At 64.4% G+C, this 17,086-nt stretch carries 12 protein-coding genes and 1 pseudogene; 3 read left to right on the top strand and 10 right to left on the bottom strand.

What is annotated here, in order from left to right; translation table 11 throughout:
• The 8 genes and pseudogenes from AC1DVM_RS12650 to AC1DVM_RS12615 all read right to left on the bottom strand — a co-directional run.
• Positions 1-445, bottom strand: a pseudogene (locus tag AC1DVM_RS12650) (ABC transporter permease); the annotation flags it as partial.
• Positions 442-1,461: an ABC transporter permease gene (locus tag AC1DVM_RS12645; protein ID WP_477254789.1), complete on the bottom strand. Its 1,020-nt coding sequence runs from the start codon at positions 1,459-1,461 to the stop codon at positions 442-444. The pseudogene AC1DVM_RS12650 and the gene AC1DVM_RS12645, both read right to left, overlap by 4 nt.
• A complete protein-coding gene (locus AC1DVM_RS12640) occupies positions 1,458-3,386 on the bottom strand; it encodes an ABC transporter substrate-binding protein (protein ID WP_477254788.1) in 1,929 nt (642 codons plus the stop codon). The genes AC1DVM_RS12645 and AC1DVM_RS12640 overlap by 4 nt, the downstream gene beginning before the upstream one ends.
• Positions 3,383-5,248 (bottom strand): ABC transporter ATP-binding protein, encoded by a 1,866-nt coding sequence (locus AC1DVM_RS12635; protein ID WP_477254787.1) that lies wholly within the window; start codon positions 5,246-5,248, stop codon positions 3,383-3,385. The genes AC1DVM_RS12640 and AC1DVM_RS12635 overlap by 4 nt, the downstream gene beginning before the upstream one ends.
• 40 nt (positions 5,249-5,288) lie before the next feature.
• A complete protein-coding gene (locus AC1DVM_RS12630; RefSeq protein WP_477254786.1) occupies positions 5,289-7,220 on the bottom strand; it encodes a glycosyltransferase in 1,932 nt (643 codons plus the stop codon).
• Positions 7,217-8,344 (bottom strand): glycosyltransferase family 4 protein, encoded by a 1,128-nt coding sequence (locus AC1DVM_RS12625; RefSeq protein ID WP_477254785.1) that lies wholly within the window; start codon positions 8,342-8,344, stop codon positions 7,217-7,219. The genes AC1DVM_RS12630 and AC1DVM_RS12625 overlap by 4 nt, the downstream gene beginning before the upstream one ends.
• Positions 8,341-9,615 (bottom strand): glycosyltransferase, encoded by a 1,275-nt coding sequence (locus AC1DVM_RS12620; protein WP_477254784.1) that lies wholly within the window; start codon positions 9,613-9,615, stop codon positions 8,341-8,343. Before AC1DVM_RS12620 ends, AC1DVM_RS12625 begins: the two co-directional genes overlap by 4 nt.
• 8 nt (positions 9,616-9,623) lie before the next feature.
• Positions 9,624-10,868 carry a glycosyltransferase family protein gene (locus AC1DVM_RS12615; RefSeq protein ID WP_477254783.1) on the bottom strand — a complete coding sequence of 415 codons (1,245 nt, stop codon included), beginning with the start codon at positions 10,866-10,868 and terminating at the stop codon, positions 9,624-9,626.
• A gap of 181 nt (positions 10,869-11,049) precedes the next feature.
• On the opposite strand from AC1DVM_RS12615, the gene AC1DVM_RS12610 reads away from it, so the two are divergent.
• The 3 genes from AC1DVM_RS12610 (at position 11,050) to AC1DVM_RS12600 (ending at position 15,408) form a co-directional block, all read left to right on the top strand.
• Complete coding sequence (locus AC1DVM_RS12610) at positions 11,050-13,761, top strand: ABC transporter transmembrane domain-containing protein (RefSeq protein ID WP_477254782.1); 2,712 nt, start codon at positions 11,050-11,052, stop codon at positions 13,759-13,761.
• Positions 13,758-14,204 carry a Crp/Fnr family transcriptional regulator gene (locus AC1DVM_RS12605; RefSeq protein WP_477254781.1) on the top strand — a complete coding sequence of 149 codons (447 nt, stop codon included), beginning with the start codon at positions 13,758-13,760 and terminating at the stop codon, positions 14,202-14,204. The genes AC1DVM_RS12610 and AC1DVM_RS12605 overlap by 4 nt, the downstream gene beginning before the upstream one ends.
• Positions 14,205-14,355: 151 nt before the next feature.
• A complete protein-coding gene (locus AC1DVM_RS12600) occupies positions 14,356-15,408 on the top strand; it encodes a lysozyme family protein (protein WP_477254780.1) in 1,053 nt (350 codons plus the stop codon).
• A gap of 22 nt (positions 15,409-15,430) precedes the next feature.
• Here AC1DVM_RS12600 and AC1DVM_RS12595 read toward each other — a convergent pair whose 3' ends face one another.
• Positions 15,431-15,667, bottom strand: coding sequence for an Lrp/AsnC ligand binding domain-containing protein (locus AC1DVM_RS12595; protein WP_477254779.1), 237 nt, complete (start codon positions 15,665-15,667; stop codon positions 15,431-15,433).
• 54 nt (positions 15,668-15,721) lie between these two features.
• Positions 15,722-17,026 (bottom strand): UDP-glucose dehydrogenase family protein, encoded by a 1,305-nt coding sequence (locus tag AC1DVM_RS12590; protein WP_477254778.1) that lies wholly within the window; start codon positions 17,024-17,026, stop codon positions 15,722-15,724.
• Between the last annotated feature and the right edge of the window lie 60 nt (positions 17,027-17,086).

Here is a 17,086-nt window from a genome sequence, read left to right as displayed (position 1 = left end):
GGTTCGACGGCACCAGACCCCAGAAATCGTAGCCGTCCGAGCGGCACAGGAAGCGAATGGGCTGCGGCGTCGACCTGTCGATCGTATAGACGCGGCGGAAGCTCTCGATGTCGAAGGTGAACTTGTAGGGATACACGAAGGGTCCCACCAGCTTGCCGTCATGCATGAGGTGCACGGATTGCGGGGGAGCGTAGAGAAAGTCGCCGTGGCGCTTGGTCTGGTTGTAAGGCGCGATCATCTCCACGAAGGGCACCATCGCGTAGAAGGCGAGGAGAATGAACGCCGCCGCGACCGCGACCCGGTGGCGACGGAATTTCCACCACATCAGGCGCCACGAGGACGCCCGATAGAAGCTTTCGCTTTCGGCCCCCATCGGCTCCGTGGCGCCCGGATCGAAGGGCGCGGAATCGACGTAGTGCTGCTTGAGAGACAGGGACTCGTTCATTGGCCGCCACCGATGCGAATGCGAGGATCGAGCCATGCGAGCAGAAGGTCCGAGACCAGCATGCCGATCACCGTGAGAATCGCCACGAACATCAGGATGAAGCCGGCGAGAAACTGGTCCTGGCTCTTCAATGCGTTGAGCAGGATCGGGCCGACCGTCGGCAGGGACAGAACCAGCGAGACCAGCACGGAACCGGATACGAGATGCGGCAGCAGATTGCCGATGTCGGAGATGAACGGGTTGAGCGACATGCGGAAGGGATATTTCAGCAGCGCCTTGCGGGCGGTGAGCCCCTTTGCCTTCGCGGTCACATAATATTGCTTGCCGAGTTCATCTAAAAGATTGGCGCGCATCCGGCGGATCATCGCGGCCGTGCCGCCGAGCCCGATCACGATGGTGGGCACGATGAGATGCGACAGGAGCGACTGGATCTTCGGCCATGTCCAGGGTTCTCCCGAATATTGCGGGTCGTAGAGGCCGCCGATGGAAACGCCGAACCAGCGATTGACGTAATAGAGAAGGATCAGCGCCAGCAGGAAACTCGGCGTCGCGAGGCCGATATAGCCGATGAAGGTGGCGATGTAGTCGCCCACCGAATATTGCCGCGTGGCCGAATAGATGGCGATGGGGATCGACACGAGGTGAATGAAGATCACCACGGATACGTTCACCAGCAATGTCAGCCACAACGCATCGCCGACGACCTCCATCACCGGACGATCATACTCGAACGACCAGCCCCAATCGCCCTGGAGCAGGCCGGAGAACCCGTTCTGCCCCGGCATCAGGCCCATCCAGACCAGATATTGCTCCCAGACCGGCCGGTCGAGCCCGTACTGCTTGATGAGAAATTCCGCCTTCGCGACGGATGCGGATTCGCCTTGCGCGCGGAGCTCCGCGATCTGGTTCGTCAGGAAGTCGCCCGGCGGCAGCTTGATGATCACGAAGACGAGCGCCGAGATGATCAGCAGCGTCACGCACATGGTGACGAAGCGACGCAACAGGAAGGTGATCATCGGCGAGCCTCTTTGAGCACGGTCTTGTCCCAATACATCTGGTCGACGCGATAAATGCCGATCATCGCTGTCGGCTCCCACGAATAAAGTGCCTTCTGCGGCAGGCCCTTCAAGCCATTGCGCACGACGATGGGCTGCAACGCGCCCGCGACCGTGCCGATGGTCCACTGGTTTTCCGCGTGGTTCCGCAGGATCTCGCCCCAGGCGTCTCGCTGGACGGCGCGGTTTCCGGTGTTCATCCAGAGGTCGTAGACGGCGAGGAGGCGTTTTGCTTCCGGAATGTCCACGGCTTCGCCGTTTTTGCCCTTGGTTTCCACGTATTGGCCCCATTTCGACCAGGCGTAATTGTCCTGCCGCATGGGGGCGAATTCGGTCGGCGGCATGATGGCGGTGGGGATGGCGTTGTCGAACCCCTGGCCCGCCACCATGGTGGTCAACCCGGCAAAGACGCGGTTGCGCATGACCGTGCGATCCTGCGGTTTCACGAAAAGCTTCACGCCGATCTCGCGCCAGAATTCCGCGATGAGCGTCAAGCCGTCGACCACGAGGGTGCTCTCTCCATCGGTCTCGACGATGATCTCGAGCTCCCTGCCATCCGGCAGAAGCCTGATCCCGGCCGAGTTTCGCTTGGTCAGTCCGATTTTGTCCAGCAGGCGCGAGGCCTGGTCGGGATCGTAATCGGCGTTGAGTATGCGCAGCATCGGCTGGGAGAGGGGGCTTTCCTCCATGATGGTGTTGTTGCCCTCGATGCCGAGGCCGAAGAGCAGCGCGTTGTTGAGGGTCTTGCGGTCGATGCCGAGCGAAAGAGCGCGGCGATAGCGCGGATCTCGGTTGAGCGCACGCCAGACCGGATCGGTGGCATTCAGGTTGGGATAGAGCGCGAGTTCCGATCCCCGCGCATAAGGCCACAACAGCGTGGCGTATCCTTGCGCTTTTTCACCTTGCTTCAGGACCGGGATGTCGCCCATCGACAGGCCGCGGAACAAAAGATCGACCTCGCCCGCATTGGCCTTCGCGGCAAAAAGACCGCTCGCCGACACGTCCATGACGATGCGGTCGAGATACGGGAGCTGCTGCCCCTTCGTGTCCACGCGGTGATAATACGGATTGCGCTCGAAGACGAAGCGGTTTGCCGGCGCCCGGGTGACGACGTGCCATGGCAGCAGGACCGGAAGGTCCGGATTCGTCTGCTCCTTCATGTCGTCGAGGCGGTTGTGGAGAGCCGCCCACGATTTCAACTTCTGCGCCTTCGCGGCCTCTTCGAGCTTCCCCTTGTCGGCAAAACCGGCGTGGAATTTCTTGAGATAATGGGCGGGCCGATAAATGCCCGGATCCACGGGGCCCGCGAGCTGCGGGAGGAAACGGGGATTGGGATGGTCCCAGGTGTAGCGCACGTGGCGCTCGTCCAGCACCTCGAACTTCGCGGGCTTGCCGCCGGCCATCATGAATTCCGGCGCGCCGGCGGGCGATAGCTCGAGATTGTTGGCGACGTCTTCCCAATAATAGCGGAAATCTTCCGCGGTGAACGGTGCCCCGTCCGACCAGCGATGACCCGCGCGCAACGTGAAGGTGAAGATGCGGTCGTCGATATTGTCGACGCTCTCGAGGAGATCGGGCTTCAGTTCGAGGGCGCGGTCATAGCCCACGAGTCGTGTGTAGGTGTAGGTGGTGATGTAGCGGATGTCGCGCGGGCGAGGCACCAGAGTGACGATTTCGCCGCCGTATTGGCCGGGTTGCCCGCTGAGCGCCTCCACCGTCAGCGGTGCCGCCGGCAGGCGCTGGGCAACCGCCGGCAACTCGTTCCGTCCGACTTTTTCGGCGAGAAGCGGCGCCTCGGTGAAGGCTTGCGCCACGGCGGGCCAAGCCAGCATGGCGACGAGAGAGAACGCGGCCGAATGTCTGATGCGCAGAGTCTTGAACATCATGCCGCCTCCCTGGCGATGCCGGTTCCCACGCGGATCCGATGACCCGGCTCGATTTCCTTCATGACGCCGAATTCTCCCGCATCGAGCCGGTAGGGCTCGGGCCATTCGGACGGATCCGCGAAGCGCTCGACGCGCAGTTTGTGGAAATCGAGCGGCCGGTCGATGTCAGGGTCGGGAACCGCTGCGAGCAGCGCCTGCGTGTAGGGATGCACGGGGTTGCGGAAGAGTGAGGTCTTCGGGGCCTCCTCGACGATATAGCCACGGCACATGACCGCGATGGTGTCGGCGATATAATCCACCACCGCGAGGTTGTGCGACACGAAGAGGTAGGACAAGCCGAGGGCTGCCTGCAGGTCCTTCAGAAGATTCAGCACCTGCGCCTGGACGGAGACGTCGAGCGCTGACACCGGCTCGTCGCAGATCAACACGCGCGGCTCCAGCGCCAGTGCGCGCGCGATCCCGATGCGCTGCCGCTGCCCGCCCGAAAACGAATGCGGATAGCGCCGCAACACCCGCTGGTCCAGGCCCACCATGTCGAGCAATTGCTTGGCGCGCGCGTAGCGCTCATCGGATGTCCCGATGTTGTGAATTCGCAGGGGCTCGGTGAGAAGTTCATAGACGGTCATTCGCGGATTGAGCGACGAGAACGGGTCCTGGAAGATGAACTGCACGTTCCGGCGATATGCGGTCAGCGCATCGCCTTCGAGGCCGTGCACGTCTTGCGCCCCCGTGCCGTCGTCGAACAGGACCCGGCCGGAATCCGGATTCATCGCCCGCATGATGATTTTCGACACTGTCGTCTTGCCGCAACCCGATTCGCCGACCAGCCCCAGCGTCTTTCCGGCCGCCAGCGAGACGTTGACCCCGTTCACCGCGTGAATGGTGCGGACCTTGCCGGAAAACCACCCGGACCGCAGCGTGAAGGTCTTGGTGAGGCCCTCGGCCTGAAGGATAGGACCCGAGGGCGTGGCCCGCGCCGGCGTTTCCGTCTGTGCCAGCGCGGTGCTCTTGACCTCGCGGATCGGTGTCAGCCGCTCGCCTTCCGCCATGGCGAAACGCGGCACGGCGCGCATCAGCGCCTGCAGGTAGGGATGCTGCGCCCTGCGGAACAGATCGTCGCGCGTTCCTGCCTCCATCACCCGCCCGCGATAGATCACCACCACTTCGTCGGCGACGTTCGCCACCACGCCGAGATCGTGCGTGATCAACAGAACCGACATGCCGGTTTCGACCTGAAGCTCCTTGATGAGATCGAGGATCTGGGCCTGCGTCGTGACGTCGAGGGCGGTCGTCGGCTCGTCCGCGATGAGCAGGGCCGGGCGCGTGATCAGCGCCATGGCGATCATCGCGCGTTGACGCAGGCCGCCCGAGAGTTCGAACGGATAGGTCGTCAGCGCCCGCAGCGGGTCGGGAAATCCGACCCGTTCCAGCACCTCCAGCGTATGTTTCCGCGCTTCCGCCGCATCGTTGGCGATATGCGTCAGATAACTTTCCGAGATCTGGTCGCCGATGGTGTGAAGCGGCGACAGGGATGTCATCGGCTCCTGAAAGATCATTGCGATCCGCCCGCCGCGCATGTCGCGCATGGTCGCGCTTTCGGCCCCAAGCCCTGCGATGTCGACCGGAGTACCGGTCGCGGGGTCGGTGAAGCGGATCGCACCGCTGCCGATGGTCGCCTGCTTGGGAAGGATCTGCAGGATCGCCTGCGCGGTGATGGATTTGCCCGAGCCGGATTCACCCACGAGGGCGACCGTCTTGCCTTTGGGGACATCGAAAGTCAGCCCGTCCACGGCCCGAAAGTTTCCCGAATCCGTGACGAAATCCACCGTCAGCTGACGGACGGACAGGAGCGGCTCATCCATAGGCTTCTCCACCAAAGGCGCATTATAGGACGATAACGCGCTACAGCTCGACGACGTTTCCGATTTTGTCACAGAATAACTTTCGGACCAGCGCAAAGCGAAGTTTCTTTTGCGCCAAGAAGACCAGCAGCTCTTCGCAGAACGACCAGATGGCCTCGTCATGGACGAGGTGATGGGTGAGTAGTCCTACAGGCTCCATCGGCCCGCGCTGGACAGCGCGGCTGCGGACGGCGTCGGCGAGGGCCGCCACCAGTGCGGGAACCTGTGCAAGGCTGCGCGTGCCGTGCCAGTCGATCGGATCCACATGGGTGTTGACCTGCAGCAACCCGGGGGCGGGATGGGCGGAGGGGCGATCGCGGAATGTCGAAAGCCCCACATATCCCGCCTCTGGCAGGCGCCGGACCAGCGCCGGCGAAATGCGGTTCCAGGGCGGCACGAAAACCCGCAGCACGCTGTCGCCGAACACGGCTTCGAGATGCCGCAACCCCTCGCGTGCTTCGCCCTCCTTGACGGCCACCTCGCGGGCAGGTCCGAACTCGGCTTTCTTGTCGGATTGCGGTGCGTGGTTGGCGTGGGCGTAGCCATGCACGAGGATCGATGCGCGTGGTTCCTCGCGCAGGCGTTCGACGAGCGACGTCTGCACCCGGGACGGAACGGCTGCGATGCCGAGACCTGCGTCGAATGCGTCGGCGAGCCCGAGGAGGCGGTCGAGTTGCGGGGTCGCCTCCGCCGCGTCGTCGTCGCGCCACCACAGAACGGGCTCGTGGTCGCGGTCGCGCGCGCCTTGCAGAGCGGTGTCGAGGAGGGTCCAATCCACACCCGCGCGCAGCAGGGCAGGGCGCGACAGGCTGAGCTCCTCGGCGACGCGGACGGATTCGCGGGCGCCGTCAAGCGCGACGGATGCGGGCGGCGGGGCCGGCTTTCGCAACAGCGCCGTCACCGCTTCCGCGAGCGAGGGTCCATCGAGCGCATCCTCCGGCAATATCTGCGCCCGTCCGCTGCGCCGCAGGCATTCCGCGCGCAGCCGCTGTTCGGTCTCCCGGCCGGCTTCGAACGGCACCAGAACCGCCCGCACGCCTGCGCGCAGGAGATCGACGCAGGTATTGTAGCCCGCCTGACTGACGGATAATTCCGCGCCCGCGAGAAGCTGCCGGAAGTCCGGGCGCGCGCGCTCGACCGACACATGCGGCGGGGCGTCGTGCCGGAGGGCATGCACCGTGTCGTCGTCGATTCCCCGCCCGACGAGAACGCGCCAGGATGTGCCGCTGACGATGCGCGAGGCTTCGAGCGCCGCGCGGTAGAGCGGGAGCGAAGCGGCGCTCGAGCCGCCGGAGACGACGATCCCATCGCGCTGCGCGACATCGGCCATCGGCGCCGCCTCGTCCACATATCCGGTATAGCGCAGCATGGGACGGAGCCGCTCATCGACGGGCCACGACAGGTCCAGCGGTGCGAGCGTGGGATCGCCGTGAACGAGAACCGCGTCATAGAACTCGCCGAGCCGCTCACCCGTCTCTGCGATCCGCCCCGGTTTTGCCGGCGCCACCAGAATGTCCCGGATCGACGACAGGATCAGCGGTCGCGGCCGCATCCGGTGAGCTTCGCGCAGCAGGGCTTTGAATTCGTCAGCGAGTCCACGACGGCCGAACGGGAAKAGCTCGGTGATCAGGATGTGCGGCCGCGCGCGTCGCAGCGCTGCGACGAGCGCGGCTGACCGAACCTGAAGAAAAGCGGTCGTGACAGGCTGGTTGTTCGCGTCCAGCAACGGGGAGAAATCGGTGCCTTGCGTCTTGACGGCCGGAAGCTGCACGAACGAGACGTTCGGCGGCGGGGCGATGGAAGACGGCATTCCGCCGGACACGAGCGTCGTCTCGTGACCCTCGCGCGCAAATGCCGCTGCCAGCGCCGTCGCGCGCGTCAGGTGACCGGCGCCGAGCAGGTGCGTGACGGCGATGAGCACGCGCTTCCTCATGCGCCTCTCCCGGTCAACGGCACGAGGGCATCATGCAGGCGCGCGGCCGCCTGCGCGAGGTTCCGCTCCTGGTGCACGAATGTGCGCGCCGCTTCACCCATCCGCCGTCGCGCAATCGCATCGCGGATCAGCGTTCCGGCGCTTCTGGCAAAGGCGCCGACATCGCCGGGCGGTGCGAGAATGCCGGTCTCGCCGGACTTCACGACGCTCCGGACGCCGCCGTAATCGCCGGCCACAACGGCGTTTCCGAAGAGCTGTGCCTCGAGAAGCACCATTCCATACGCCTCGTTGACGGCGGGCCAAACCAGCAGGTCGGCGCGCCCGTAAAGGTCGCGAAGCCGGTCGCTGTCGCACATTCCGTGAAAGCGCGTGCGGGAGGTGAACGGCGCGAAATGCGCCTCGACCTCCGCGCGCGCCTCGCCATCTCCGACGATGTCGAGCGACCACGGAAGGTGGCGCAACAGCGTCAGCGCCTCGGCGAGAATACGGTAGGATTCAAGCTTGTCGCCATGTCGCATCATCGCGACGGCGAGAAGCCGCGGCGTCACTTCCAGGCGCCGGGGTTGGGGGCGAGGAGCGCTCCATTCGGCTTCATCGATGAAGGGCGGCAGTTCGACCAGCTTTTGATGCCTGGGCCGCGCCTGCTCCAGCGCAGGCCTGTCCCGGTCGGTCATGGAGAAGACCACGTCGGCCCGGTCGAGCGCCTCCTCGGCGCCCTTGTGACCGAGCGACCACGGACCGTCGGCGCGCTTCGCCGCACGCGATCCTTCCGCCACCACGTAGGGAATATCGAGTGCTCCGGCGACGAGCGGGCCGATCCAGTCGGGCGCCTTGTAATAGACGTGATAGGTGAACCACAGGATCGGGCGTTCGTCTTCCGGGAGGTCGCGGAAATGCGCGATCAACCGTTCCGCCTCGGCGAAGGAATCGCGCCGCGCCTGCTCCTGACGCGTGCCGTCGCCCGCCTTGTCGTGAGTTCGCAGATGGCTCGCCACGATGGGTGGAAACCCAGCTTCCCGCAGCGCCTTTAGCAGCAACCTCGCCATGGTCCTGTCACCGGACGGCGAGGGATCGTCCGGGCTCTTCAGCGGGGCATAGAAGGCGATCGGGCGGGGGCCGTTCACGCGGGCATCCGCAATGTCGCGGCAGGATCGAGGAGGCGGCGGAAACGCTGCTCGATCAGATCGATGCCGCCCTCCATGGAGAAGTCGCGGCGGAGCCGATCGAACGCCGAGTCCGCCAGCGCCACGCGGCGTTGCGGTTCGCGCGCCAGAAGATTGATGGCGTTCGACAGCGCTTCCCAATCGCCCGGCGGCACCAGAACGCCGTCGGTATCGGGGCGGATAAATTCGGGAATGCCCGCGAAGTCGCTCGCCACCATGGCGAGCTTCTGGCTCGCGGCTTCCATCAGCACGTTCGGCAAGCCGTCCCGGTCGCCGGACGCGGCCTTCTTGGACGGCAGGACGAAGAGGTCGGCTTCGCGCAGCAGCGCAATGATATCGGGCTGCGCCTTGGCGCCGAGAAACGCCACCCGGTCGCCGAGACCGCTCTTGTCCGCCTGCGCCTTCAGGCTCTTGAGGAGATCGCCGCCGCCCACATGCGCGAACCGCCAATGCAGGTCGGCGGGCAGGGCGGCGAGCGCGTGAAGCAGGTCGCCAATGCCTTTCTTCGAGACCGCGCGACCGACCGACATGATGCGGACGGGATCCGCCGGATCAGACCCGTCGCGCATCGGGCGCGCATCGGGCGGCGTGGGAAACCGCGACAGGTCGAGGCCGTGATAGACCAGGCTGACCTGGCCGGGGGAGGGGCTCAGGGCCCGCAGGTGCGTCGCGCCCTGTGCGGTACACGTCACGCCCCAGAGCGCATCGGCGAGTTTCTCGCGCTTCTCCCAATCCGGCGTCGTCCAGATGTCCTTGGCATGGGCCGAGAAGGTCCATGTACGCCCGGTCAGGATCGCCGCATAACGCACCACGGAGGCGGGCGTGTGGAGGTAATGCGTGTGGATGTGCAGAATGTCGGCCGGCATCTCCCGCCCCATGACGAAAGCCTGCCCCAGGCGCCGCGCCCGGTTCGCGGTGAAGTCGCGTTTGAGATCGGCCCAGAACGCGCGCATGAGCTTTCCGAAACCGGGCCTGCGCAGCGCGAAGAGCACGCCGCGCAGCACGCGCAACGGCTCTTCGTAGAGATATTCCGGCAGATAGGTCACCGGCGCCTTGATCCTGCGATTCATGGGGTGAACCGCTTTCTCGGTCGGGTGCCGCAGCGACCAGATTTCGAGGTCGAGCCCGCGATCCTCCAGGGCGAGGATTTCCTGCGCGATGAAGGTCTCGGAGAGGCGCGGATAACCCTTCACGACGACAGCGATGCGTCGGGGTCCAATGGGCGGCGACATATTGGCGATTACTCGGCTGCCTCTGAGGCGGGGATATAGGCTCGGCGCCCCGTGAGAGCTTTAAGCCGCTCCTGCACCCGGTCAAGGCCGTCGAGCAGGCCCGGCACCACGACCTCGGACGGCCGGGGCTGCGTCGAGAGCTGGCGAAGCGCCGCCGCCATCCGCTCCGGCGTGCGCATTTCGGTGTAGTCGCTGAGCATGCTCACGAGCCCGAGCCGCTCGGCCTCGACGGCGCGAATATGCTGCTCCAGCCGCGGGCGGGTGCGCGGAACGATCAGGGCACGTTTGTCGAAGGAGAGGATCTCGCAGAACGTGTTGTAGCCGCCCATGGCGACGATCGCCGTCGCCTTCTCCATCAGGTGCTCGATCTTGGTGTCGAACGACATGGCGTCGAGTTTCGGTTGGCGCGAAATCCGTTCCATGAAGGACCGGCGCTGGTCCCGGTTCACGAACGGGCCGAACAGGATGACGGCCGGCATGTCGGGGCTGTTTTCCGCCTCGTAGGCGGAGATCACCCAGTCGATCAGGTCGTCGCCATCGCCGCCGCCGCCGGTCGTGACGAGTATGAACGGCTGCTTGGTGATCTTCGGGTAGCGCACCAGCGAGGGCGTCGCCGGCACTTCCCGACGCAGATACCCCGTATAAGTGATGCGGGCCTCGACTTCGGGCGGCAGGTCGAGGGCCGCGAGGGGCTCATAGACATCCTTCAGCCCGTAGACCCAGATTTCATCATAATAGCGGATCAGAGCCGACCGGGCGTCCTTGCGCTCCCATTCCGGCAGCAGAAGCGCCGGCTCGTCCATCACGTCGCGGATGCCGAGCACGAGATGGCAGCCCGTCCGCTCGAGGTACTCGAGCGCCGGGATCACCTCGCCGCGAAACCCGGTCGGCTCCTTGTCGACGATAAACACGTCGGGGCGGAAGGATTTGACCGCCTGAAGAATGAGCGCCTCGCGCAATCCGACGGCCTCATCGAGCTCCACATTGAGGTTGAGGCTGCGATAATCGCCGTCCGGCAGCTTGGTGACCCCGGGAATGCGAATGTAATCAACCCCGCTTCCGAACTCGAAGTTGCCGATCACCGGCGAGCCCGAAATGATCACCACGGAGGTGTTGGGGCATTCCTCCACGATGGCGTTGGCGATGGCGCGGGAGCGCCGCAAATGGCCCAAACCAAAGGTATCGTGGCTGTAGATGACCACGCGCGCGCCATCATGGCGCCAGGGCGGAGACTTTGCCGTAAGGGGTTCCATCGTCACGTCCATGAGCGCCTGCGCAGGGCAGTTTTTAGAAAAGGTATCGGGCTGACGTTAAGACACTGGGTTCCAAGCTTGCAATAGGTCTCGCCATTGTAGGTAAGGCGGCCGTTGAAAACGGAAAGGGCCGCTGAAAGACCCTATGGCGCGGCAAAGCGTTGGTGATATCGTCCGGGCAATGGAAAAAAGCCTGTTTCGTTATATCTGGACCCATTCGAAACGCGATCAGATGCTGGTCTGCGGGGTCGTCCTCGCGTCGCAGCCGTTTTATTTCGCGTCGCTGGACCTGCCCCGCCAGATCGTCAACCAGGCCATCCAGGGCGAGGCCTTCCGCGAAGGGCAGGCCACCGCGCCATTCCTTCCCCTTACGTTAAGTCTGCCGGACTTTCTGGGCGGCGCATCGATCGAAATATTCCAGGGCTTTGAGCTCGGGCGGATCGGGTTGCTGCTGGGGCTGTCGGGGCTCTTCCTGTTTTTTGTCATCATCAACGGCGCGTTCAAATATTGGATCAACGTCGCCAAGGGCGTTCTCGGTGAGCGCATGTTGCGGCGCCTGCGCTTCGACCTGTTCACCATGGTGCTCCGATTCACCCCGGAGGCGCTCAGAACGGTCAAATCCTCCGAGACCGCCACGATCATCAAGGATGAGGTGGAGCCTGTGGGCGGCTTCATCGGCGATGCTTTCATCACGCCGGTCTTCCTCGGCATGCAGGCTCTCACCGCCCTGTTCTTCATCATGGTACAGCATGTGTGGCTCGGGCTCATGGCGCTCGGCGTGGTCGGCATCCAGTTCACCATCATTCCGCGCATGCGTCRCGAATTGCTGCGGCTGGGCAAGCAACGCCAGCTCGCCTCGCGAGAGCTTGCGGGCCGCATCGCGGAAGTGTCGGACGGCATCGAGGTCGTGCAGGTCCACAATTCGTTTGCCTGGGAGCGCGCGGAAATCGGCCAACGCCTGTTCCAGCTCTTCGACCTGCGCCTGCGCATCTACAACCGAAAATTCATCGTCAAATTCGTCAACAATTTCCTGTCGCAGCTCACGCCGTTCTTCTTCTATTCGGTCGGCGGATATCTGGCTATCCGCGGGACGCTCGACATCGGCCAGCTCGTCGCCGTGATCGCCGCCTATCGGGAATTGCCGCCACCGCTGAAGGAGCTCATCGACTGGGACCAGCAGCGTCTCGACGTGCAGGTGAAGTACGATCAGGTCGCGCAGCATTTTTCGGAAGAGCGCCTCGCGCCGCTGCTGTTTTCGCAGGAGCGCGCGGAAGAAATCCCGGAGCTGGAAGGTGCGCTGGTCGCCGAGGAATTGCGCGTGCAGGATCCCCATGGCGGCGCGATCCTGAACGACGCATCCTTCGAAATCGCGCTGCCCGCCGAGGTGGCGCTCATCTCCGGCGGGATGTCGGGCGCAAGTATCCTGGCGCAGATCCTCGCCCGGCGCGTCACGTCGTTCAGCGGGCGCATCCGCATCGGCGAGTGGGACCTGCGCCAGATTCCCTCGGAAGTCGCCGGGCGAAGGCTCGCCTATGCGGGGGTCGATCCGATCCTCTTTCCGGGCAGCATCCGCGATAACCTCGTCTACGGCCTGCGCTACAAGCCGCTCGGCCAGTACAAGGAGGACGAGCGCGAGGCCCTTCGGCGCATCAAGGAAGCGCAGCGGACCGGAAATCCGATCGAAAACATCGCCGACGAGTGGATCGATTACGCCATTGTCGGGGCGAAGAACGAAGAAGACCTCGACCGCATTCTGATCGACCTCATGAAGAAGGTCGGGATGGGCACCGAGATCTACCTGTTCGGTCTCGCCGGCCGCATCGATCCCGAACGCGATCCGGAATTCGCAGGCCGGCTGGTGGAAGCGCGGCACCGGCTGCGCCAGACTTTCCAGGCCGAGGGCATGTCCGATCTCGTCGAGCCGTTCGATCCGCAGCAGTTCAACGACCAATCCACGCTCGCCGAAAACCTGCTCTTCGGCGTGCCCACGTCCGACGATTTCCGCGGCCGCAACCTGGCGGAAAATTCGAGCTTCCGGTCGGCCATCGATCAGGCGGGCTTGTTTGACGATCTCGTCCACATGGGCCGGCAGATCGCCGAGACCATGACGGAAATCTTCGAAGGTTTGCCCCCCGGACATTCCCTGTTCGAACAGTTCTCGTTCATCGGCGCCGAGGAGCTTCCCGAATTCGCCGCGATCCTGCGCCGCAGCCGCTCCGACGAGTCGCTCACAAGGGAAGACCGGACGCGCCTGCTCGCGCTGCCGCTGCAATATATCGAGGCCCGCCACCGTCTCGGTCTCATCGACGACAATCAGAAGGACCAGTTCGTCCGCGCGCGGGCGCTGGTGCGGGAGGAATTCGAGAAGGTCGAAGCGGGCGTGGAATTCTACGATTCCGAGCGCGTCTGCGCCGCGGCGCCCGTGCGCGACAATCTGCTCTTCGGCCGCGTCAGCTATCGCGTGGCGAACGCGCAGGGGCGCGTGGCCGAAGCGATTTCGGCGATCGCCAACGAACTCGATCTTCTCGAGGACATCGAGCGGGTGGGGCTCGACCGGCAGGTGGGAACCGCCGGGCGCCTCCTCACCGCCCAGGAACGCGCCAGCGTCAATCTGGTAAGGTGTCTCGTGAAGCGACCTGATATTCTGGTCATCGACGGAGCGCTCGCACCCTTCGACGAAGCCCGGACGCAGAAAATGATCAAGCTGCTGATCGAACTCGGACGCGGCAAGAGCCTCTTCATGGTGCTGCCGAACGATCGACAGGCCCAGGACTTCGATATTCTGATGCGCTTCGGCGACGGAAAGATTACCACAGAGCGGAACGCCGCCCGGCCGGAGGCCTTCGAGCCACCGGCTCCGGACGCGCAGCGAATAGCAGGAGAGGTTGCATGACCCTTGAAGCCGAAGTTCAAACCTTGCGGCAGGTGCCGATGTTCAAGGACATCGATCCGGCGCGCTTGAAACTTCTGGCCTTCACCAGCGAGCGGGTTCAATTCGCCGACCGGCAGCGATTCTTCTCGCAGGGCGACGCGTCGGATTCGGCCTATGTGATTCTCGAAGGCGGGGCCGACGTCTTGCTCAACACGCCGACGGGCGAAATCAAGGTGGCGGAGCTGCAGAGCAATGAGCTCGTCGGCGAGATGGGCATTTTGTCCGACACGCCCCGGTCGGCCACCATCATGGCGTCCCAGCCGACCACCGCCCTTCGGATCGACCGGCGGGTCTTTCTGGAGCTGCTGGCGCAGTTCCCGCAGATGTCGCTTGCCGTGATGCGAGAGCTTGCGAAGCGCCTGGAACAGACAAATGCCAAGTTGGTGGCAAAATCCGCAGGCTAATTTTCCGTTAACGCGCAGCCCCTTAGCGGATTTTAGAGTTACCTTACGGTTAAGCTGACCGATTATCGCCACATCTGCCCGCCACCCCTTGTTTCCTAGAACAAAAGGAAGGGTCCGCCGTCCCCGGCAGGATCCAGCGGGAAAACAGCGAATGCCGACTATTGCGATCACGCCTCTGGGCGCGATTCCGCGACGCGGGAACAATGTTCACATCGCCACGCGAGGTGGCCGTCACGCAATTCGTCTTTGCGCGACCCTCAGTCTGGTGCTGGGATTTCAGGCAATGGCCGCCGTTCCCGCCGCCGTGGCGACGTTGCCCAGCGCGTTAATGGCCCGCCCGGTCTCTGCACCGGCCCCGGTCCCGGAACTTCGTCGGAACCCCGGACTTTTTCGCTCCATCATCGAAGCCGCCTTTCCGGCAGCCACTCCCGTAAAACCCGCGCCTGMCGATTCCGTTCCGGTCCAGACGGCCGATAACCCGGACGAGTTGATCCCGTTCGGGGGCCGGACGATCCCCCGCTGGCTGGTCCATTCCGTCCTGAAGGCCGCCCACGTGACGGGCGTCGATCCGGTCTACATGGTGACGCTCGCGGATGTGGAATCGAGCCTTTCCAACGAGGCGAAGGCCTCGACCTCGACGGCCCAGGGCCTTTTCCAGTTCATCGACAGCACCTGGCTCGAGACCGTCCATCTCCATGCGGCGGATTACGGCTTCGCCGCCGCCGCGAAGGCAATCCGCATCGTCGATGGCGACCCCACCGTCGCGGACGACAAGGACCGCGCCTGGATCATGAGCCTGCGCACCGATCCGTATTTCTCGGCATTGATGGCAGGCGAACTGATCAAGGACGTCGAGCGGGCCTTGCAGGCGCAGGGCGAGCGGGAGCTCGAAGAAGCGGAGCTTTACCTCGCGCATTTCCTCGGCGCGGGCAGCGCGGTGCGTTTCCTGGACGTGCTCGATTCAGACCCCAACATGAGCGCCACGAAGCTCTTCCCGAAGGCCGCGAAGGCCAATGCGGGCCTCTTCATGGATGGCAAGGGCCGCAAGCGCCGCGCCGTCAGCGTGGCCGAATTGTACAACCGCATCGATTCCAAGATCGTGCGCCGCATGGACCGCTACGAGGGCATCGGCCCGATCCTCGCCGAAGTGACCGCACCGGCAGCAGTGTCTCCGCGGGTGGAAGCCTACGCGGCCGTGCAATAGGCCCGCGTCCGAAACGCCTTCCTCAGAACGCCTTGAACGTGATGATCGTGTGGGTGTCGGCGATTTCGCCGATCGTCTGCACGTTCTTGGCGATGAAGTGGCCGATATCGACCCCGTCATCCACGTGGAACTTGGCGAGGATGTCGTAATTGCCGGCGGTCGAATAGATTTCGGACGCGATCTCCCGGTCGGCCAGCGCGCTCGCGACCTGATAGGTCTTTCCGAGCTTGCATTTGATCTCGACGAAGAAGGTCTGCATGGGGCGCTCCGATGATGTGTGCTCTATATGGCCCGAAAGACGCGCCGCGTGAAGTCAGGGTCGCCCGACGCTCACATAGGTGAATCCGCRCCGCCGCATGTCCTCGGGGCGGTAGATGTTGCGCAGGTCGACCAGGATGGGTTCCGCCAGCAGGTCGTGCAGGCGGCGCAGATCGAGAGCGCGAAACATGTCCCATTCCGTCACGATGACGAGCGCATCCGCCCCGCTGGCGCAATCGTAGGCGTCCCGCGCATATTCGACCTCGGGCATCAGCGCCTTCGCGGCCATCATGCCCTCGGGGTCGTAGGCCCGGATGCGTGCCCCCGCATCCTGAAGCGTGGTGATGACGTCGAGGGACGGCGCGTCGCGCATGTCGTCGGTGTTGGGTTTGAAGGTCAGGCCCAGCACCGCGATCGTCTTGTTCCGGACGGAACCGCCGCAGGCCGCGATCACCTTGCGCCCCATGGCGCGCTTGCGCTGCGCGTTGACGGCGGCGACCGTCTCGATGATGCGCGTGGGCGCGTCGTGATCCTGCGCGGTCTTGATGAGCGCGAGCGTGTCCTTCGGAAAACAGGAGCCGCCATAGCCGGGCCCCGCATGCAGGAACTTGGAGCCGATGCGGTTGTCGAGACCGATGCCGCGCGCCACCTCCTGAACGTCCGCGCCGACCTGCTCGCACAGGTCGGCGATTTCGTTGATGAAAGTGATCTTCATGGCAAGGAAGGCGTTCGCCGCGTATTTGATGAGTTCGGCGGTCCGGCGCCCCGTGACCAGAAGCGGCGACTGGTTGAGGTAAAGCGGGCGGTAAATCTCCCGCATCACGTTGGCGGCCCGCTCGTCCTCGGTGCCGATGACGATCCGGTCGGGTCGCTTGAAATCCGTGATGGCCGCGCCTTCGCGCAGGAATTCCGGGTTGGAGACGACGGCGAATTCCGCCTCCGGCCGGACGTCGCGGATGATGCGCTCGACCTCGTCGCCGGTCCCGACCGGAACGGTCGATTTGGTGACGATGACCGTATAGCCGTCGAGGGCGGCGGCGATCTCGCGCGCCGCCTGCTGGACGAAGGTGAGGTCCGCGTGGCCGTCGCCCCGCCGGGACGGCGTTCCCACGGCGATGAAGACCGCCTCGGCCCTGGCGACCGCCTCCGCCAGGCTGGTGGTGAATGAGAGCCGCTTCTCGCGCACGTTCTTGGCGACGAGGTCGCTCAGGCCCGGCTCGAAGATGGGAATCTCGCCCCCGTTGAGGGCATCGATCTTGCGCGGGTCCTTGTCCACGCAGCAGACGTCGTGGCCAAAATCGGCGAAGCAGGCGCCGGAAACCAGGCCCACATAGCCGGCTCCGATCATCGCGACACGCATCCGAAAACCTCTCCCGTTGGTCGAATTCCGGTGTAAGCGGCGGAAGGCGCGGCGGCAAGT

The organism is Microvirga sp. P4_A5, from assembly GCF_056402495.1.
Note: the sequence above shows the minus strand (reverse complement) of the source record. Positions and strands in the feature narration are given on the sequence as shown.